17 protein-coding genes are annotated in these 18,315 nt (G+C 65.1%); 7 read left to right on the top strand and 10 right to left on the bottom strand.

The window, feature by feature from the left end:
* Positions 1-59: 59 nt before the first annotated feature.
* The 3 genes from lipB (at position 60) to MUG94_RS06615 (ending at position 2,646) form a co-directional block, all read left to right on the top strand.
* On the top strand, positions 60-782 hold the full coding sequence (gene lipB / locus MUG94_RS06625) for a lipoyl(octanoyl) transferase LipB (RefSeq protein WP_227908892.1): 723 nt from the start codon (positions 60-62) through the stop codon (positions 780-782).
* Positions 779-1,783, top strand: a complete 1,005-nt coding sequence (gene lipA / locus MUG94_RS06620; RefSeq protein ID WP_227908895.1) for a lipoyl synthase — start codon at positions 779-781, stop codon at positions 1,781-1,783. The genes lipB and lipA overlap by 4 nt, the downstream gene beginning before the upstream one ends.
* A gap of 110 nt (positions 1,784-1,893) precedes the next feature.
* Positions 1,894-2,646 (top strand): DUF4191 domain-containing protein, encoded by a 753-nt coding sequence (locus MUG94_RS06615; RefSeq protein ID WP_227889383.1) that lies wholly within the window; start codon positions 1,894-1,896, stop codon positions 2,644-2,646.
* A gap of 81 nt (positions 2,647-2,727) precedes the next feature.
* Here MUG94_RS06615 and MUG94_RS06610 read toward each other — a convergent pair whose 3' ends face one another.
* Positions 2,728-3,168: an RDD family protein gene (locus MUG94_RS06610; RefSeq protein WP_227908896.1), complete on the bottom strand. Its 441-nt coding sequence runs from the start codon at positions 3,166-3,168 to the stop codon at positions 2,728-2,730.
* 250 nt (positions 3,169-3,418) lie between these two features.
* Between MUG94_RS06610 and glnA (MUG94_RS06605) the strand changes: the two genes are divergently transcribed.
* On the top strand, positions 3,419-4,843 hold the full coding sequence (gene glnA / locus MUG94_RS06605; RefSeq protein ID WP_227908898.1) for a type I glutamate--ammonia ligase: 1,425 nt from the start codon (positions 3,419-3,421) through the stop codon (positions 4,841-4,843).
* 156 nt (positions 4,844-4,999) lie between these two features.
* On the opposite strand, the gene MUG94_RS06600 is transcribed toward glnA (MUG94_RS06605), so the two are convergent.
* From MUG94_RS06600 to glnA (MUG94_RS06575), 6 genes are all read right to left on the bottom strand, one after another.
* Positions 5,000-5,683: a DUF2510 domain-containing protein gene (locus MUG94_RS06600; protein WP_227908900.1), complete on the bottom strand. Its 684-nt coding sequence runs from the start codon at positions 5,681-5,683 to the stop codon at positions 5,000-5,002.
* Between the two features lie 131 nt (positions 5,684-5,814).
* The gene (locus tag MUG94_RS06595; RefSeq protein WP_247098842.1) at positions 5,815-5,988 is read right to left on the bottom strand and encodes a hypothetical protein; all 174 of its coding nucleotides are present in this window, start codon (positions 5,986-5,988) and stop codon (positions 5,815-5,817) included.
* Between the two features lie 378 nt (positions 5,989-6,366).
* Positions 6,367-7,095 carry an amino acid ABC transporter ATP-binding protein gene (locus MUG94_RS06590; RefSeq protein WP_227908901.1) on the bottom strand — a complete coding sequence of 243 codons (729 nt, stop codon included), beginning with the start codon at positions 7,093-7,095 and terminating at the stop codon, positions 6,367-6,369.
* Positions 7,092-8,561 (bottom strand): amino acid ABC transporter substrate-binding protein/permease, encoded by a 1,470-nt coding sequence (locus MUG94_RS06585; protein WP_227908903.1) that lies wholly within the window; start codon positions 8,559-8,561, stop codon positions 7,092-7,094. Before MUG94_RS06585 ends, MUG94_RS06590 begins: the two co-directional genes overlap by 4 nt.
* 156 nt (positions 8,562-8,717) lie before the next feature.
* Positions 8,718-11,735, bottom strand: coding sequence for a bifunctional [glutamine synthetase] adenylyltransferase/[glutamine synthetase]-adenylyl-L-tyrosine phosphorylase (locus MUG94_RS06580; protein WP_227908904.1), 3,018 nt, complete (start codon positions 11,733-11,735; stop codon positions 8,718-8,720).
* Positions 11,736-11,771: 36 nt separating this feature from the next.
* Positions 11,772-13,112, bottom strand: a complete 1,341-nt coding sequence (glnA, locus tag MUG94_RS06575; protein ID WP_227889376.1) for a type I glutamate--ammonia ligase — start codon at positions 13,110-13,112, stop codon at positions 11,772-11,774.
* Between the two features lie 194 nt (positions 13,113-13,306).
* Here glnA (MUG94_RS06575) and panB point away from each other — a divergent pair, with 194 nt between their 5' ends.
* The gene (gene panB, locus MUG94_RS06570; RefSeq protein ID WP_227908906.1) at positions 13,307-14,176 is read left to right on the top strand and encodes a 3-methyl-2-oxobutanoate hydroxymethyltransferase; all 870 of its coding nucleotides are present in this window, start codon (positions 13,307-13,309) and stop codon (positions 14,174-14,176) included.
* A gap of 37 nt (positions 14,177-14,213) precedes the next feature.
* Here the strand turns inward: panB and MUG94_RS06565 are convergent, their stop codons facing one another.
* Complete coding sequence (locus MUG94_RS06565; protein WP_227889374.1) at positions 14,214-14,390, bottom strand: SPOR domain-containing protein; 177 nt, start codon at positions 14,388-14,390, stop codon at positions 14,214-14,216.
* A gap of 129 nt (positions 14,391-14,519) precedes the next feature.
* Here MUG94_RS06565 and map point away from each other — a divergent pair, with 129 nt between their 5' ends.
* Together map and ppgK are read left to right on the top strand one after the other, a co-directional pair.
* Positions 14,520-15,398: a type I methionyl aminopeptidase gene (gene map / locus MUG94_RS06560; RefSeq protein WP_227889373.1), complete on the top strand. Its 879-nt coding sequence runs from the start codon at positions 14,520-14,522 to the stop codon at positions 15,396-15,398.
* 42 nt (positions 15,399-15,440) lie between these two features.
* Positions 15,441-16,244, top strand: a complete 804-nt coding sequence (gene ppgK, locus MUG94_RS06555) for a polyphosphate--glucose phosphotransferase (protein ID WP_227889372.1) — start codon at positions 15,441-15,443, stop codon at positions 16,242-16,244.
* An 81-nt stretch (positions 16,245-16,325) separates the two neighbouring features.
* Here the strand turns inward: ppgK and nrdR are convergent, their stop codons facing one another.
* Entirely contained in the window at positions 16,326-16,823 is a 498-nt protein-coding gene (gene nrdR / locus MUG94_RS06550) for a transcriptional regulator NrdR (protein WP_227908909.1), read from the bottom strand.
* Positions 16,824-17,015: 192 nt separating this feature from the next.
* Positions 17,016-18,296, bottom strand: a complete 1,281-nt coding sequence (gene hisD, locus MUG94_RS06545) for a histidinol dehydrogenase (protein WP_227908969.1) — start codon at positions 18,294-18,296, stop codon at positions 17,016-17,018.
* Positions 18,297-18,315: the final 19 nt, after the last annotated feature.

Below are 18,315 nucleotides of genomic sequence, written 5' to 3'. Positions count from 1 at the left end.
AAGAACATGTGAGCAACACCACAGTCGGAACTTCTGCCGCAGCGGTCTAGGCTGACCCCATGGCTTTGGATTTCCTGCGCGTCGGTCTTGCCCCGGATTACGTGGATTACTTGGACGGTTGGGACAGGCAGCGCGGTCTTCATGAGCGCGTGTTGGCCGGTACAGCTCCCGATACAGTGTTGCTGCTGGAGCACTCCCCGGTGTACACCGCTGGCAAACGGACCGAGGACCATGAGCGTCCCTTCGACGGAACACCGGTGATTTCCGTGGACCGCGGCGGCAAACTCACCTGGCACGGCCCGGGGCAGCTGGTGGGCTACCCTATCCTTCGACTGCCCGATCCCAGCAAAGTTGCGGATTATGTGGCCACCCTCGAGGACGCGCTCATTGCGGTCCTGGCGGACTTCGGCATCAGCGGCGAACGGGTTGCCGGACGCTCCGGCGTCTGGGTGCGCGACGGCGGCACCGACCGGAAGATCGCTGCCATTGGCATCCGCGTCAACCACGGCGTCACGATGCACGGCTTCTCGCTCAACTGCAGCAATGACCTGGCCCCCTATGACCAGATTGTGGCCTGCGGGATCACCGACGCCGGAACCACCTCCATCTCGGCCGAGACCGGCCGCACTGTCACTCCCACCGATCTGGTGGCCCGCGTGGAGGAAGAACTCCTTCGCCGCAGGGACCACCTTGTCCGCGAACATCCGGTTCGGATCATGGACACCATCCCTCCGGAACCAGGCGCCACCGCGGCCGGCCGGTCGAAAGGAACCCTCCTATGACGCTCGCCCCCGAAGGACGCCGCCTGCTGCGCATCGAGCAGCGCAACGTAGCCGTGCCCGTGGAACGCAAGCCGGAGTGGATCAAGGCCAAAGTCGCCATTGGTCCGGAGTACGTTCATTTGAAGGAACAGGTCAAGAAGGAAGGCCTGCACACCGTCTGCGAGGAGGCCGGCTGCCCCAACATCTTCGAATGCTGGGAGGACAAGGAGGCCACCTTCCTGATCGGCGGTTCCGAGTGCACCCGGCGGTGCGACTTCTGCCAAATCGACACGGGCAAGCCCTCGGCCGTGGATCTGTTCGAACCCACCAAGGTTGCCCGTTCGGTCCAGAAGATGAACCTGCGCTATGCAACGGTGACGGGCGTGGCCCGTGACGACCTCGCGGACGAAGGCGTCTGGCTGTATGCGGAAACCATCCGCAAGATCCACGAGCTGAACCCGGGCACCGGCGTCGAAATCCTGATTCCGGACTTTTCCGGCAAACCCGAGCACATCGAGGCCATCTGCGACGCGCGCCCGGAGGTGTTTGCCCACAACGTGGAAACCGTGCCGCGGCTCTTCAAGCGCATCCGGCCTGCCTTCCGCTACGAGCGTTCGCTCGACGTGATCACGCAGGGACAGAAGCTGGGCATGGTCACCAAGTCCAACCTCATCCTGGGCATGGGCGAAACACGCGAGGAGATCTCCGGCGCCCTCCGGGATTTGCGCGACGCCGGTTGCGACTTGATCACGATCACCCAGTACCTGCGCCCCAGCGAGCGGCACCTTCCGGTGGACCGGTGGGTGAAGCCGCAGGAATTCGTGGAGCTCAGCGACGAAGCCACCGCGCTGGGTTTCCTTGGTGTCATGAGCGGACCGCTGGTCCGTTCCTCCTACCGGGCCGGGCGGCTCTGGGCGGGGGCCATGCGCAAGAAAGGCCTTGACCTGCCGCCGCAGTTGGCCCACATCGAGGATTCAGGCACCACCCTTCAGGAGGCGTCCTCCATTCTCGCCCGCCGCTGACCGCTTTGTACGCCCGCTGCGAACCGGCACCTCCCTGACCGCCGGAGTTCCGGTTTCGCCCCGTTTCACGGCACGGACCGGACACGGTAATCACGTAGAATTGAACCACTATGGCCAACAGCACAGATTCCGACGCACCCAAGAGCGCCCGCCGCGGCCTCTTCTCCCGCAAACCCAAAGCGGAAAAGAAGAAAAAAGGCCCGGGCCGCATGAAGCAGATCGCCGACGTCTTCAAGATGACGCGGCGCAACGACCCCAACCTGGTATGGGTGATGGCAGGAGCATTCCTGGGCATCATCGCCGTCGGGCTGCTGATCGGCCTGCTGATCGACAACTGGATCACGATGCTCATCATCGCGGTCCCGCTGGGCCTGCTGGCCGCTGTTTTCATCCTGTCCCGCCGCGCAGAACGCGCCGCCTTCACCCAAATTGAGGGCCAGCCGGGTGCCTCCGGCGCCGCGCTGAGCATCCTGCGCCGCGGCTGGATCCTGGAAGAGCAGCCCGTTGCCGTGAACCCGCGCAGCCAGGAAGCCGTCTTCCGCGCCATTGGCCGCCCCGGCATTGTCCTGGTGACCGAAGGCTCCCCGGGCCGCGCGAAGGCACTGGCCGACGGCGAACGCCGCCGCATGAACCGCATCGCGCCGAACGTGCCCGTGCATGTCATCCAGACCGGCCAGGGCGAGAACCTGACCCCGCTTTCACAGGTCGCGAAGAAAGCCAAGAAACTGCCCAAGTCGCTGACCAAACAGGAAGTCCAGGCGGTCAACAAGCGTCTGGCCGCCCTGGGAACGCGCCTGCCGATTCCCAAGGGCATCGATCCGTACAAGGCCCGCCCGGACCGCAAGGCCTCGCGCGGACGGTAAGGCCACCTCACCGCCACAACAAATGAAGGGCCCCTCCTCGGAGGGGCCCTTCATTTGTTGACCTGAGCTGGACAGGTTTTGTTAGTGCTTGACCTTCACCAGGACGGTTCCCATGGCGCGGTCGTGCAGGCCGCGCTGGTCCTCGTCAAAGACAACGGCCGGAATCACCACGCACAGCAGCAGCGTGCGCACGACGGCGGCCAGCGGCCCTGCGGGCCTGCCGTCCAGCTTCTGGACCTGCAGGCTGAACACACGGTGCCCAATGCCGTAACCCAGCAGTGACACGAGCACAATCTGCTCCACGGCAAAGATGGCCAGGATGGCGGTGGAGGAGCCGCCAAAAAACGCGTACCCAATCACCGAGGCGATAGCCCAGTCAATGATGATTGCGCCGAGCCGCGGACCCACGCGCCCGATGCTGCCGGGACCGGTCTTCGGCCGGCCGAGCCGCTTGCCCGGCCAGGAATTCTCGTCGGAGGGAGGGCCTTCCAGCCACGAACCTAAACTTCTTCTATCAACCACCGTTTAAGACTACCCGGCCTCTGTGTTCCGGCGGCCCGAGTGGCAAATGCCTGCCTCAGTTCCGTTCACGCTAGGGTGGAGGGGAGACTTCGGTTTGCGTAACTTGGCTGAAACACGGCCGTCACGGTTGAGAAATTAGCTGCCCCTAGAGTTCTAAGCAGTTGACAGGGAGCCCGTTTCCAGCCTGCTGCAGGTCAGGATGTGCAGTCCGGAGTCATCCACCCAATTGTGTATAAGGAGCAAAGTACCGATGTTCAAAACTGCGGACGAAGTCCTCAAGTTCATCGCTGACGAAGATGTTAAGTTCGTCGACATCCGATTCACCGACCTCCCCGGAGTGCAGCAGCACTTCAACGTGCCGGCAAAATCCGTTGACGCCGACTTCTTCATCAACGGCCAGCTCTTCGACGGTTCTTCCATCCGCGGATTCCAGGGCATCGCCGAATCCGACATGCAGCTGATCCCGGACGTGACCACCGCTTTTCTGGACCCGTTCCGCATCGAGAAGACCCTGGCGCTGAACTTCTCCATCGTCAATCCCCGCACCGGCGAGCCGTACCACCGCGACCCGCGCGGCGTAGCCGAGCGCGCTGAGGCCTACCTGGCCTCCACCGGCATTGCCGACACGGCGTACTTCGGTTCCGAGGCCGAGTTCTACATCTTCGACAACGTCCAGTACGAGTCCTCCCCGCAGGGCAGCTTCTACAAGGTCGACTCCATCGAGGCACCGTGGAACAGCGGCCGCGAAGAAGCCGGCGGAAACCTTGGCAACAAGACCCCGTTCAAGGGCGGCTACTTCCCCGTGGCTCCCGTGGACAAGCAGGCTGACCTGCGCGACGCCATCTGCGTGGAGCTGGACAACGCCGGCCTTGAGGTTGAGCGCGCCCACCATGAGGTTGGCGGTGCCGGCCAGGCCGAGATCAACTACAAGTTCACCACCATGACGCACGCGGCCGATGATCTGCTGAAGTTCAAGTACATCGTCAAGAACGTCGCCGATGCCTGGGGCAAGTCCGCCACGTTTATGCCGAAGCCCGTCTTCGGTGACAACGGTTCGGGCATGCACTGCCACCAGTCCCTGTGGAACGGCTCCACGCCGCTGTTCTACGACGAGAAGGGCTACGCCGGCCTGTCCGACGTCGCCCGCTGGTACATCGGCGGCCTGCTCAAGCATGCTTCCGCCGTCCTGGCCTTCACCAACCCGACGGTCAACTCCTACCGCCGCCTGGTCAAGGGCTTCGAAGCCCCGGTCAACATGGTGTACTCGCAGGGCAACCGCTCCGCCGGTATCCGCATCCCGATCACCGGTTCCAACCCGAAGGCCAAGCGCCTTGAGTTCCGCGCTCCGGACCCTTCCTCCAACCCGTACCTGGCCTTCGCCGCACAGTTGATGGCAGGCCTGGACGGCATCAAGAACCGCATCGAGCCCGCTGACCCGATCGACAAGGATCTCTACGAGCTTCCCCCCGAAGAGGCCCGCGGCATCCAGCTGGCACCGGGTTCGCTGGAAGAGGCACTCAACGCGTTGGAGAACGACAACGAGTTCCTCCAGGCCGGCGGCGTGTTCACCCAGGACCTGATTGACACCTGGATCGAATACAAGCGCGAAAACGAAATCCAGCCGCTGCTGCTGCGCCCGAACCCGTACGAGTTCGAGCTCTACTACGGCTGCTAAGCCCTAGCTCCGACAGCGGGACACCCCGCCGCAAAAAGCCCGCACCCCCTGTCTCACGACACGGGGTGCGGGCTCTTTGCGTCCCAGGCCAGGGCAATCCAGATCCCGGTGCCGACCGTATCCGGTCCGGACAGATCGACGCCGAAACCGGGCTGGCTAGATGTAGTAAAGGTCCGATAAGAGCGCGAGCGTCAACAGCAGCGACAACAGCGTGAAAATGATCCCCAGGACCAGTCCGATGATCCCGAAAACCTTGTATCGGGGAGCCCGGTCCCTTTGCTTGAAAAGTCCGACAACTGAGAAGACCACCGCGGCGGCGCAGATGGCCGTGCCGAAGATCGGAATGAAGAAAAGAAAGAAACCCGAAAGCCCGAGGATGAACCCGGTCAGGGCCAGCGGATTGGTGCGGAAAATCTGCGGATAGCCGGGGTAGCCAGGGTAGGCAGGATAACCCTGGGGGCCGGAGTAGCCGGAGTAGCCGGTGCCGGGGTGGGAGTAGCCGGGATACGAGTCGGCTCTTTGGGCGGTGCCCGGCGCGCCGGCCTCCGCTGAGTTTGCTGCCGGGTACCCGGGACGGGGGCCGGCCGCTTCCACCGGACTATTCCTTGCCGGATACCCGTACCCTGCGGACGCGCCCGGGCTGGAGGAGTCTGCCTGTTCCCCGGACGGGATGAAGTGTTCGGACGTGGCGGCGGTCTGCTCACCCGAAGCCGGGCTGCCTGAAGGCGGCTCGGCCGCCGCCAGCGGCATGGTGTAGGTGCTCCATTCCCGGCCGTCCCACCATTTTTGCTGGGTGGGCTGATCCGGATCCTGGTACCAGCCGGGCAATGGCGCTGTCATGAGTGTCTCCAGGTGGGGAGGGCCGCGGGAACCGCGGACACGGATGGAAGGAACATCTGTTCCAACGTATCCGATCCGGCGTCATCCGGCTGGCACCTGCCCTGCCTGCAGTGCGTCAGGGTGTCAGGGTGTCAGGGCGTCATCCCCGTGCTGACGGAAGTATCAGCGGGAGAGCTGTTCAGCATGCTGATTTCAGCTGCAGAAACACCTCCGGCCACAAGGGCGCAGCCAACGGCAATGGCAGCCATTTGTGCGGTTACTGATGAGGTCGTCCTGCGACGGGTCTTGGCGGCATGCTTCAGCATGGATGAAATCTCCAATCGATTGGTAGTGCATTCCTTGGTGAGCGGCTGCCTTCCGGCTGGCATGCAAGCGCACGCATGCGGCGTCTCTGCGCCGTAGTGGGAATGCGGATACTGCTCCTGCCGGGAAGGCAGTGCGGCTGCTGCAGTGCAGTCTTTGACATACAGCTTGGCCGCTGCAGTGCAGGGCGGCGTCTTTCGGGAAAAGCCCGATGCGCCGCAACTCCTGCTTCTTTTAACACTAGGAGCCTTTTGGCGCTTCCTCAACGTGGGTTTACTCACTGCCGTCACGGAGGGAAGAAATGACGACGGCGGCCGTCCCCCGCAGGGAACAGCCGCCGTCGTCGTAAGGCACCGCCGATGCAGTGCCGCCGTGAAGGGTCAGAGCACCTTGGCCAGGAAGTCCTGCAGCCGGGGATGCTTGGGATGGGAGAAGAACGTCTCGGGATCGCCTTCCTCCACGATGTGTCCGTCGGCCATGAAGATCACGCGGTCGGCCACTTCGCGGGCGAAGCCCATTTCGTGGGTCACCACCACCATGGTCATGCCGGCCTTCGCGAGGTCGCGGATGACCTGCAGCACCTCGCCCACCATTTCGGGGTCAAGGGCGGAGGTTGCTTCGTCGAAGAGCATGATGTCCGGCGCCATGGCCAGCGCGCGGGCAATGGCCACACGCTGCTTCTGTCCGCCCGAGAGCTGCGCGGGACGGGCGCCGGCCTTGTCGGCCAGTCCCACCTGTTCCAGCAGGCGCAGGGCGTTGGCCCGGACCTCGGCCTTGGAACCCTTCTTCAGCTCCAGCGGTGCGAGCATGACATTCTGCAGCACGCTCATGTGCGGGAACAGGTTGAAGTGCTGGAAGACCATGCCGATGTTCTGGCGCACCTTGTTCAGGTCCACCTTGGGATCGGTGATGCTGACACCGTTGACTTCCACCTCGCCGGCGGTGATGTCTTCCAGCTTGTTCAGGCAGCGCAGGAACGTGGACTTGCCGGAGCCGGAGGGGCCGATAACGCACACCACTTCGCCTTCGGCGACGGTGACGTCAAGGCCCTTGAGAACCTCGTTGGTGCCGTAGGACTTACGCAGTCCGCGGGTGACGATCTTGCTCACTTGTTAAACCTCTTGTCCAGAACATCCGCCAGCTTGGTCAGCAGCGTGATGACGATGAAGTACAGGGCGCCCACGATCAGCAGCACCTCGGCGGTGCGGAAGTTCACGGCGTAGATCTGCTGGGCCTGGTAGGTGAGTTCGGCAAAGCCGATCACGGCCAGCAGCGACGTGTCCTTCAGGGTGATGACGAATTGGTTGATGAAGGAGGGCGTCATGATTTTCACGGCCTGCGGAATGATGACCTTCTGCATGGTCTTTCCGTAGCCGAGGCCCAGGCTGCGGGCAGCCTCCATCTGGCCCGGATCCACGGACTGGATGCCGCCGCGCACGATTTCCGTCATGTAGGCTCCCGCGTTCAGCGACAGCGTCAGCACGCCCGCGGTCAGCACGTCCACTGGCTGCCCGATGAGCTGCGGCAGGCCAAAGTAGAAGAAGAACGCCTGTACCAGCACGGGGGTGCCGCGGAAGATGCTCACGTAGGTGGTGGCGATGCCGCGCAGCACCACGTTGGAGCTGACCTTGAAGAAGCCAAAGAGCACACCCAGCACCAGGGCGAAGACCAGGGACAATGCCGTGGCGAGCAGCGTCAGGCCCAGGCCCTTGGCGAAGGCCGGGGCGTTGTCCGTCACCAGGGACCAGAAACTGGAGTCTTCGGCACCTGCCTCGAGGTAGCGGTCCATGATCTCGTCATATTCGCCGTTGTCCTTCAGCTCGGCCAGGCCGGTGTTGAAGGCCGCCAGCAGTTCGGGATTGGTGCCCTTGTTCACGGCGAAGCCGTAGGAGGACCCGGCTTCCTTCTCGGTGACGGTCTTGAGCCCGTTGCCGGACTTGATGCCGTAGGACAGCACGGGGTAGTCGTCGAAGACTGCCACGGAGCCGCCGGACTTGACGTCGTCGTACATCTGCGCGGACTGGGCGAACGCGACCACGCTGAAGCCGTACTGGTCCTTGATGGACTCGGCGAACGTCTGGCCCTCGGTGCCGGTCTTCACGGCGACCCGCTTGCCGGCCAGGTCGTCGTAGCCGCTGATCTCATCGTTGTTCTCGGCGACGGCCATCTGGATGCCGGACTCGAAGTACGGGTCCGAGAAGTCGAAGGTCTTCTGGCGTTCCTCCGTGATGGACATGCCGGCAATGACGCCGTCCACCTGGTTGGACTGCAGGGCCTGCAGCGCGGCGTCAAAGCCGAGGGAGCGGATGTCGACGGTGAAGCCCTCTTCCTCGGCGATCGAGTTGAGCAGGTCCATGTCGATGCCCACGAGTTCGCCGTCCTGGCGGAACTCGAAGGGAGCGAAGGTGGTGTCGGTGCCGACGGAGAAGCTTTCACCCTCGGCGGCCTTGGGGGTGTCTGCGGCGAAGGCCCCGGTTGCGGGGACGCCAAGGAGCAGTGCGATGGCCGCGGTCGCCGCTATGAACGGGGCGGCGAGCTTAGCCGGGCCTCGACGGGCCCGTTTGCCAGTTTGCAAGGTGAAAACGTCTCCTAGATGTTCCGGAACGGCACAAAAATGCCGATAATGCCTCATAGAGCCTACCCAGCGCGGGGCTCAGGAACTAACCGGGAGGCCGCTGATCCGGCGTCAGCGGACTGTCAGCTGAGCATCCCCCGGGCATCGGCAACGGAGTCAGTGGGAGGTGTAACCGTAGAACCAGCGCTCGAAAACCGCCCGGGATCGGCGCGTAATCCGCAGATAGTCCTCCTCTAAAACGCCACCCCGGCCGGCACCGTAGCCGCACCAGCGGGCCACCGCCTCCAGCTCTTGGCGTGAGGAAGGCAACACATCCGGGTTCCGCCCGCCGCGGATGACGTTGGCACTGCGGATCCTGCTCGCCAGCAGCCACGCCTCCCGCAGGATTGCCGCATCCGCTTCGGGAAGCAGGCCCGCTTCGGCAAGTGCGTCCAACGCCGGCAGCGTGGACGTGGTCCGAAGCTCGGGACGGGTACCGGCGTGCTCGAGCTGCAGCAGCTGCACCAGCCATTCGACGTCGCTCAGCGCCCCGCGGCCCAGCTTAAGGTGCCGGGAGGGATCCGCGCCGCGCGGCAGGCGTTCGTTTTCCACACGCGCCTTGATGCGCCGGATCTCGACAATGTCGTGCTCATTGACGCCCGCCGAATAGCGGATCGGATCGATCAGGTCGATGAAGTCAGCGGCAAGGTCGTCGCTGCCGGCCATGGGACGGGCGCGCAGCAGCGCCTGGGCTTCCCAGATCAGCGACCAGCGGCTGTAGTACTCGCGGTAGGAGCCCAGGCTGCGGACCAGCGGTCCGTTGCGCCCTTCCGGGCGCAGTCCGGCATCCAGGACCAGCACCTTCTCCGCCAAGATGGCGGGTGTGCATGGTTGCTGCAGCAGGGCCGACAGCTGGCCGACGATCCGCTCTGCCTGGGACTGGGCGGCAGCGGGATCGGCGCCGGGCAGTGCACGGTGGACGTACAGGACGTCTGCGTCGGAACCGTAGCCGATTTCCCGTCCGCCCTGGCGGCCCATGGCCACCACCAGCATGTCTGTCAGCTTTTCCTCGTGCTCCAGCACCGCGCCTTCGGCGACGTGCAATGCCCCCAGGACGGCAGCGCGGTCCGTGTCGGCGAGCGCCTGGCCCACCTCCTCCTGCGTCAGCAGGCACGCACTGTCGGCGAGGGCAATCCGCAGCATCTCGCGCCGGCGAATCAGCCGGATCAGCCGCATGGCCTCCTGCGGGTTGGGATGGCGGGACATCTTCGAACGGATCTCCTGCCATTGCGCCTCAAAGGTCATCGGCACCAGGAATTTGTCAGTGTCCAGCCAGGCGGTGGCCTCCGGCGAGACTTCCAGCAGGTCGGTGATAAACCGGCTGGACGAGAGGATGGAGCACAGCCGCTCCCCCGCCGCTGACGAGTCACGCAGCATGCCCAGGTACCAGTGCGTCTCCCCCAGCGACTCACTGAGGCGCCGGAAGCCCAGCAGGCCGGCGTCGGGGTCCACGCCGTCAGCGAGCCAGCCCAGCAGCACGGGCAGGAGCTGGCGCTGCAGGGCAGCGCGGCGGCTGATGCCGGACGTGAGTGCCTCGATATGCCGCATGGCCCCCTTGGGGTCCGCATATCCCAGCGCGGCCAGCCGGGCCTGCGCGGCAGATGGGGTAAGCCGCACCTCGTCCGCACTGAGGTTCGATGCGGTGTTCAGCAGCGGGCGGTAGAAAATGCTCTCATGCAGGCGGCGGACCAGCCGCTTGGTGCGCTGCCAGGTGTCGGTAAGGCGTTCCGCGGTGGGACGGCCGACGGCGAGCGAGCCGCTGGCAGCCTTGGCGAGTGCCCGCAGGGCCGGTCCTGTCGCCGGCATCAGGTGCGTGCGGCGCATGTGCACCAGCTGGATGCGGTGTTCAAGCACGCGCAGGTACCGGTAGGCGGCATCCAGGTCCACGGCATCGGTGCGCCCGATGTAGCCGCCTTCGCTTAACGCCGCGATGGCCGCCGTCGTACTGCGCACGCGCAGGGTTTCATCTGTTCTCCCGTGAACCAGCTGCAGCAGCTGGACGGTGAACTCGACGTCGCGCAGCCCGCCGCTGCCGAGCTTCAGCTGCCGGGATTCTTCATGTGCCGGAATGTTGTCCGTGACGCGGCGGCGCATCGCCTGCACCGCTTCCACGAAGCCCTCCCGCTCGGTGCTGGACCAGATCAGCGGCGCCACTGCTTCTTCGTAGCGGCGGCCAAGGTCCGGATCCCCCGCAGCGGCGCGGGCCTTGAGCAGTGCCTGGAACTCCCAGGTGTGTGCCCAGCGCGAGTAATAGCTCAAGTGGGAATCCAGGGTGCGGACGAGGGGACCGTCCTTGCCCTCGGGCCGGAGGTTGGTGTCCACTTCCCACAGCCCCGGTTCCGGGGCGGAGGCGTTGATGGCCCGGGAGATCCCTGCGGCCAGCGCGGTGCCGATCCGTGCCGCCGCGGTGTCGTCCAGTCCGGCTGCCTCCATCACGTAGATGACGTCGACGTCGGAAATGTAGTTGAGTTCCCGTGCGCCGCATTTGCCCATGGCGATCACGGCAAGGCGCACCCGGGAAATGTCCTCCGCCGGGTAGCTGGCGGCCAGCTCGGCGCGGGACACGGCCAGGGCTGCTTCCAGGGCCGCGCCGGCAAGGTCCGCCAGCTCACGGCCGACGGCGGGCAGCACATCGGTGGGCGAGGCTGACCCCAGGTCCCGCACGGCCAGATCCAGCAGGTGCCGGCGGTATCTCGTGCGCAGGGCAACGTAGGCTTCCGTTCCCGTCAGCCCGGCCACCGGTGCATTACCGGTGCCTGCCTTCACCGATTCCAGCAGCGAGGCGCGCAGGATGTCCCCGGCCACCTCAGCGGGTTCGGCACGCAGCGGTGCCCGCAGGCTGTCGGCAGCCTCCGGGTGGCGCATCAGGAACTCCGCCAGCGCCTCCGAGGCGCCCAGCAGCCGGAAGAGGGCCTCGCTCTCCTCCGGACCGGCCTCAACCAGCTCCCGCAGTGACGGAACACGGTCCAGCAGCCGGACCAGCGACTGCAGGGCCAGGTCCGGATCAGCAGCCTGCAGGAACCCGGTGAACAGCACCTGCTCGTCCAGTCCCTCCAATTCCGGAGCCTGCAGGAAGCGGCTGCTTTTTTCCAGGTCACTGAAGCCTGCGGCGATCAGCCGGCGGGTGAGACTCACGGGAGGCCCTCCATATCGTTCAGTACCGGCAGCGGTCTAGAGAATGCCCAGGTTCTTTTTCAACTCAAACTGGGTGACGTGCTGGCGGTACTCGTTCCACTCGGCCCGCTTGTTGCGCAGGAAGTTCTCGAAGACCTGTTCACCGAGGATGTCGGCCACCAGCTCGGACTCTTCCATGGCCCGGGCGGCGTCATGCAGGGAGGCCGGCAGCGGGTCCAGGCCCATGGCGCGGCGTTCCGCTGCCGACAGGCTCTCAATGTCATCTTCGGCGCCGGCGGGAAGCTCGTAACCTTCTTCGATGCCCTTGAGCCCGGCGCCGAGCAGGACGGCGTAGGAAAGATACGGGTTGGCTGCGGAGTCAATGCCCCGGTATTCGATCCGCGCGGACTGGCCCTTGCCCGGCTTGTACAGCGGCACCCGGACCAGCGCGGAACGGTTGTTGTGGCCCCACGAGACGTAGCTCGGAGCTTCGCCGCCGCCCCACAACCGCTTGTAGGAGTTCACGAACTGGTTGGTGACGGCCGTGAATTCCGGAGCGTGCCGCAGGATACCGGCAATGAACTGGCGGGCGGTGCGGGAGAGCTGGTACTCGGCCCCGGCTTCGAAAAACGCGTTGGTGTCCCCCTCAAACAGGGACAGGTGCGTGTGCATGCCCGAGCCGGGATGGTCGGAGAACGGCTTGGGCATGAACGTGGCGTAGCAATTGGTGGTCAGGGCGACTTCCTTGACCACGGTGCGGAACGTCATGATGTTGTCCGCTGTCTGCAGGGCATCCGCGTAGCGCAGGTCGATCTCATTTTGGCCGGGACCGGCCTCGTGGTGGCTGAACTCCACCGAGATGCCCACGGCTTCCAGCATGGACACCGCGGTGCGGCGGAAGTCCTGGGCCACGCCGCCGGGTACATGGTCGAAGTAGCCGGCGCGGTCCACGGGGATTGGTTCGCCGTCGGGACCGAGCTCATCGGACTTCAGCAGATAGAACTCGATCTCGGGGTGCGTGTAGCAGGTGAAGCCCATGTCCGCCGCCTTGGCCAGCTGGCGCTTCAGCACATTGCGGGGGTCAGCAGCGGAGGGCTGGCCGTCGGGGGTAAGGATGTCGCAGAACATGCGCGACGTCTGCTCGGAGTCACCGCGCCAGGGCAGAATCTGGAACGTGGAGGGGTCCGGCTGGGCCAGCATGTCGGATTCGAAGACGCGGGCCAGGCCCTCGATCGAGGACCCGTCGAAACCCAGGCCCTCCTCGAAGGCGCCTTCAACCTCAGCCGGAGCCAGCGCCACGGACTTCAGCGTGCCCACAACATCGGTAAACCACAACCGCACAAACCGGACGTCTCGCTCTTCAATGGTGCGCAAAACGAATTCCTGCTGGCGGTTCATCCCTGTCCTCTTTCTGAGACGGTGGGAGGGCCCGGATCCTCCGGCGCCGTCCCAGTATTACAAGCCTGGGTTCACTCTACCCATCCTCGGGCCTTTTGCCGTCGCCGGCCCCGCCGGGGGCCCTGCGTTACGGAGGTGCCGACGCATTGCGGGAGGACGGCGTCAACACCGTGTGTGTTTAGTACGCTCAGGTCATGACCGATGCTGAACAGTCCGCTCCGTACGCCGCAGGATCCGCAGGTCCCGGTGCCCCCGCAAGCCAGTCCGGTCCGCGCCGGGTCCGGATCCCGCACCTGCAGCAGATCAAGGACTCAGGCGGGCATTTCGCAATGCTCACCGCTTACGACCAGTACACCGCCGCCATCTTTGACGAGGCGGGCATCGAGGTGCTGCTGGTGGGCGATTCCGCGGCCAACAACGTTATGGGCCACGCCACCACCCTGCCGATCACCCTCGATGAAATGCTCGTGTTCGCCCGGTCCGTCACGGCCGGAGCCAGCCGTGCCCTGGTGGTCTGCGACCTGCCCTTCGGCTCCTACGAGGTCTCCCCTGCGCAGGCCGTTGAATCCTCCATCAGGCTGCTGAAGGAAGGGCTGGTGCACGCAGTCAAGATGGAAGGCGGGGCGCACTATGCTCCCCATGTCCGCGCCTTGGCAGCGGCCGGAATCCCGGTTATGGCACACGTCGGCTTCACACCGCAGAGCGAGCACGCGCTGGGCGGCTACCGGGTGCAGGGGCGCGGCGACGCCCGGCGCGCAGTGCTCGACGACGCCGCCGCCCTGGCTGATGCGGGCGCGTTCTGTGTCCTGATGGAAATGGTCCCGGCCGATGTAGCCGCGGAGGTGGACGCCGCGGTTGCCGTCCCGACCATCGGCATCGGAGCCGGCAATGCCACCACCGGACAGGTCCTCGTGTGGCAGGACATGGCCGGGCTGCGCAGCGGCAAGCAGCCGCGGTTCGTCAAACAGTTCGCTGACGTCCGTTCCGTGCTGGCAGCAGCCGCCCGAACCTACGCCGATGAGGTCCGCAGCGGTGCCTTCCCCGGCCCGGAGCACAGTTTCTAGCCGGCACGACGCCTAGCGCCCGGCCGGCAGCTGCGGGTTACCAGTTGCGGTTTTCTTCGTCCTCTTTGTCCCAGGCTTCATTGCGCTGCTGCACCTTCAGGAGTGCCGACTCTGCCTCTTCCTGTGTCTTGTACGGCCCCAGCAGTTTGGTCCAGTCGGACTGGGGGCCCTTTTCAACCTCGTGCGTGACGACGTTGAACCAGTACTCGGTCATAGTCCGCTCTCCTTGAACATGGTGATCTCTTTCCCTGGAACGAGGCTCCGGCCGCAGAAAAACGTTGCGCTCCCCCCGGCGGAGCCCGGCGTGCAGCGGCACAGGCCGCACGGCGATAAGATCGATGGTATGCCCCACACCGTTGCCACTGCACCCCTTGGCCGTCTCATCCCGGGAACCGTGAGCCCCCGGCGGCCGGTTCCCTCCTCGATTCCGCGACCGGAATACGTGGACAAGGAAGCTCCCACACCCTTCACCGGTTCAGAAGTCAAGAGCCCTGAAACCATCGAGAAGATCCGGGCAGCCTCGAAAATCGCCGCCCAGGCCATCGTGGAGGTCGGCAAGCACATCGCCCCCGGCGTCACCACCGACGAACTGGACCGCGTAGGCCACGAATTCCTCCTGGACCATCACGCCTACCCGTCGACACTGGGTTACCGCGGCTTCCCCAAGTCGCTGTGCTCCTCCGTCAACGAGGTCATCTGCCACGGCATCCCGGACACCACGGTGCTCCAGGACGGCGACATCATCAACATCGACATCACCGCCTACATCAACGGCGTGCACGGCGACACCAACTGGACGTTCCTCGTGGGGGACGTGGATGAAGAATCCAGGCTGCTGGTGGAACGAACACAGGAATCACTGCGCCGTGCCATCAAGGCCGTCATGCCGGGACGGGAAATCAACGTCATCGGCCGCACGATCGAGTCCTATGCCAAGCGCTTCGGCTACGGCGTTGTGCGCGACTTCACCGGCCACGGAGTTGGCGAGGCCTTCCACACCGGACTGATCATTCCCCACTACGACGCCGCGCCGGCCTACAGCCGGCTCATTGAACCGGGAATGGTGTTTACCATTGAGCCTATGCTCACACTCGGCACCATTGAGTGGGACATGTGGGATGACAATTGGACCGTCCTCACCAAGGACCGCAAACGCACCGCCCAGTTTGAGCACACGCTGCTCGTGACGGAAACCGGCGCCGAAGTTCTAACCCTCCCTTAGCAGCGTCAACGACACGAGACAGACCTACCTCTGGAGAACTCCATGGCCAAGAAACACAAGAAGCACGGCGACGCACACGCGGTCATCGGCATTGATATCGGCGGCACCGGCATCAAGGGCGGCATCGTCGATCTCACCAAGGGCAAGCTCATTGGTGACCGGTTCCGCATTCCCACGCCGCAGCCGGCAACCCCGGAGGCTGTGGCCGGCGTCGTCGGCCAGATCGTGGCCGAGCTCTCCTCGCGGCCGGAGGGTCCGGGAACCGATGTTCCCGTTGGCGTCACCTTCCCGGCCATCATCCAGCACGGCATCGCCCGCTCAGCCGCCAACGTGGACAAGAGCTGGGTGGACACCGACGTCGACGGCCTGCTCACCAATGCGCTGAACCGCGAAGTTCAGGTCATGAACGACGCCGACGCCGCCGGGCTCGCGGAAGCGCGCTACGGAGCCGGCCGGGGCGTCGAAGGCACGGTCCTGGTCATCACCCTGGGCACCGGCATCGGCTCGGCGCTGATCTCCAACGGCAAGCTGGTTCCCAACGCTGAGCTGGGCCACCTCGAGATCGACGGCGTGGATGCCGAAACGCGTGCCTCCGCCTCGGCCCGTGAACGCGACAACATCAGCTGGGAAGAATACGCGCAGCGCCTGCAGCGGTACTTCTCCCATGTGGAGTTCCTGTTTTCCCCCGACCTTTTTGTTGTGGGCGGCGGCATTTCCAAGCGCAGCGAGGACTTCCTGCCGCTGCTGGAACTGCGCACCCCGCTGGTCACGGCCAACCTCAAGAACAACGCCGGAATCGTGGGCGCCGCACTGCAGGCGGCCATGCACTTCAACTACATCAAGTAAGCCTGTCGCCGGGCGTTGGCGCGGCAAACAAGAAGCGGCGGCAGGAAATCCTGCCGCCGCTTTTCAATGCTGTAAAGCTGCTTACCGCGCCGTCAGGGGCCGCTGGGATGCCGCCGGATGAGCCGGAGCGTGCAGGGAATCCTTGCGGAGCTCCGCAATGGCGGCTTCGAAGTCCTCCAGCGATTCGAACGCCTGGTAAACGCTGGCGAAACGCAGATAGGCAACCTGGTCCAACCGCTGCAGCGGCTTCAGGATGGCCAGCCCCACCTCATGGGCATCAATTTCCGCCACTCCGCTGGCGCGGATGGATTCCTCAACCTCCTGGGCCAGCATAGCCAGGTCATCCTCGCTCACGGGCCGGCCCTGGCAGGCCTTGCGCACGCCGTTTATCACCTTTCCGCGGCTGAAAGGCTCGCCCACACCCGAACGCTTGATGACGCTCAGGCTGGTGGTCTCCACAGTGCTGAACCTGCGGCCGCACTCCGGGCATTGGCGTCGCCGACGGATCGCCGAGCCGTCTTCGGCAAGGCGGCTGTCTACGACGCGGGAATCAGCGTTGCGGCAGAACGGACAGTACATCCGGTGTCCTTTCGCTGGAGTTCAGGGCCCGGGGACAGCGGCGGCAGTGCTGCCGCAGCCCGGAAGAGGGTGGGTGCAACCGGCACGGAGCCGGCTGCGCACTCATTCTAGGGCCGCAGACCGTTCATCTCCAACTGTCGTCACTATATGTAGTACCAGCCGCCACTACATGTGGTGGTTTGCCGCAGCACCTCAGGAGGAGAAACGGACGGACACGGCGTCGCCGTGGGCGGGCAGGTCCTCTGCGTGGGAGAGGGCAACCACGTGGCCGCTTACTTCCTTAAGGGCAGCCCGGTCATAGTTGATGACCTGGATGGCGTGCATGAAGGTGGTCACGTTCAGGCCCGAGGAGAAGGCTGCGGTGCCGGCCGTGGGCAACACGTGGTTGGAACCGGAGCAGTAATCCCCCAGGCTCACCGGGCTGTAGTTTCCGACAAATACGGCACCGGCGCTGGTGATGCGGGCGGCGACGTCTTCGGCATCGGCAGTCTGGATTTCGAGGTGCTCGGCTCCGTAGGCATTGCAGACACTGATGCCCTGTTCCAGATCTTCCACCAGGATGGTTCCGGACTGGGGCCCGGACAGTGCGGTGGCCACACGCTCCGCGTGGCGGGTCGCCGGCACCTGGCGGTCCAGTTCATCCCGGACACGCTGCTCCAGGTCAGCCGAGTCTGTGACGAGCACGGAGGCGGCATTCGGATCGTGCTCGGCCTGGCTGATCAGATCCGCAGCTACCAGGCGTGCATCGGCTCCGGCGTCAGCCAGGATCGCGATTTCGGTGGGACCGGCTTCCGCATCGATTCCCACCACTCCCTTGACCAGGCGCTTCGCGGTGGCCACATAAACGTTGCCCGGTCCGGTGACTACATCCACCGGTTCCAGCTCGGGGTTCTCTCCCGCGGCGGCCACACCGTAGGCGAAGGCAGCAATGGCCTGGGCGCCGCCCATGGCGTACACCTCTTCAATGCCCAGCAACTCGGCCGCCGCCAGGATGGTGGGGTGCGGCAGGCCTCCGAAAGCCGGCTGCGGCGGAGACGCCAGGGCCAGGGATGAGACGCCCGCGGCCTGCGCTGGAATCACGTTCATGATCACGGAGGACGGGTAGACGGCCAGGCCGCCGGGCACGTACAGGCCCACGCGTCGGACCGGAATCCATTTCTGGGCCACGTTGGCTCCGGGGCCAATCTGCAGGTCAGTGTCCAGGGGCCGCTGGGCCTCGGCGAAAAGCCGGGCACGGCGGATGGATTCCTCCAGGGCTGCCCGGATCTCGGGGGCCAGCTGGTCCAGCGCTTCCTTCAGTGCGGCGCGGGGAACCAGCGGGCGGTGCTGTTCCACGCGGTCAAACCGGGCGGCGAGATCACTCAGTGCGTCATAGCCGCGGGTGCGGACGTCGGCAATGATGGCTGCCACGGCGTCGGAGGCCACATCGGTGGTGGTCTCCGCGCGCGGCATCGCCTGCTTCAGCGCGGCCATCGACAGATGCCGGCCGCGC

Origin of the sequence: Arthrobacter gengyunqii, from assembly GCF_023022985.1 — a bacterium.
Taxonomy (GTDB): Bacteria; Actinomycetota; Actinomycetes; order Actinomycetales; family Micrococcaceae; genus Arthrobacter_B; species Arthrobacter_B gengyunqii.
The sequence above is the reverse complement of the archived record's forward strand: the minus strand, read 5'-3'. Positions and strand labels throughout refer to the sequence as shown.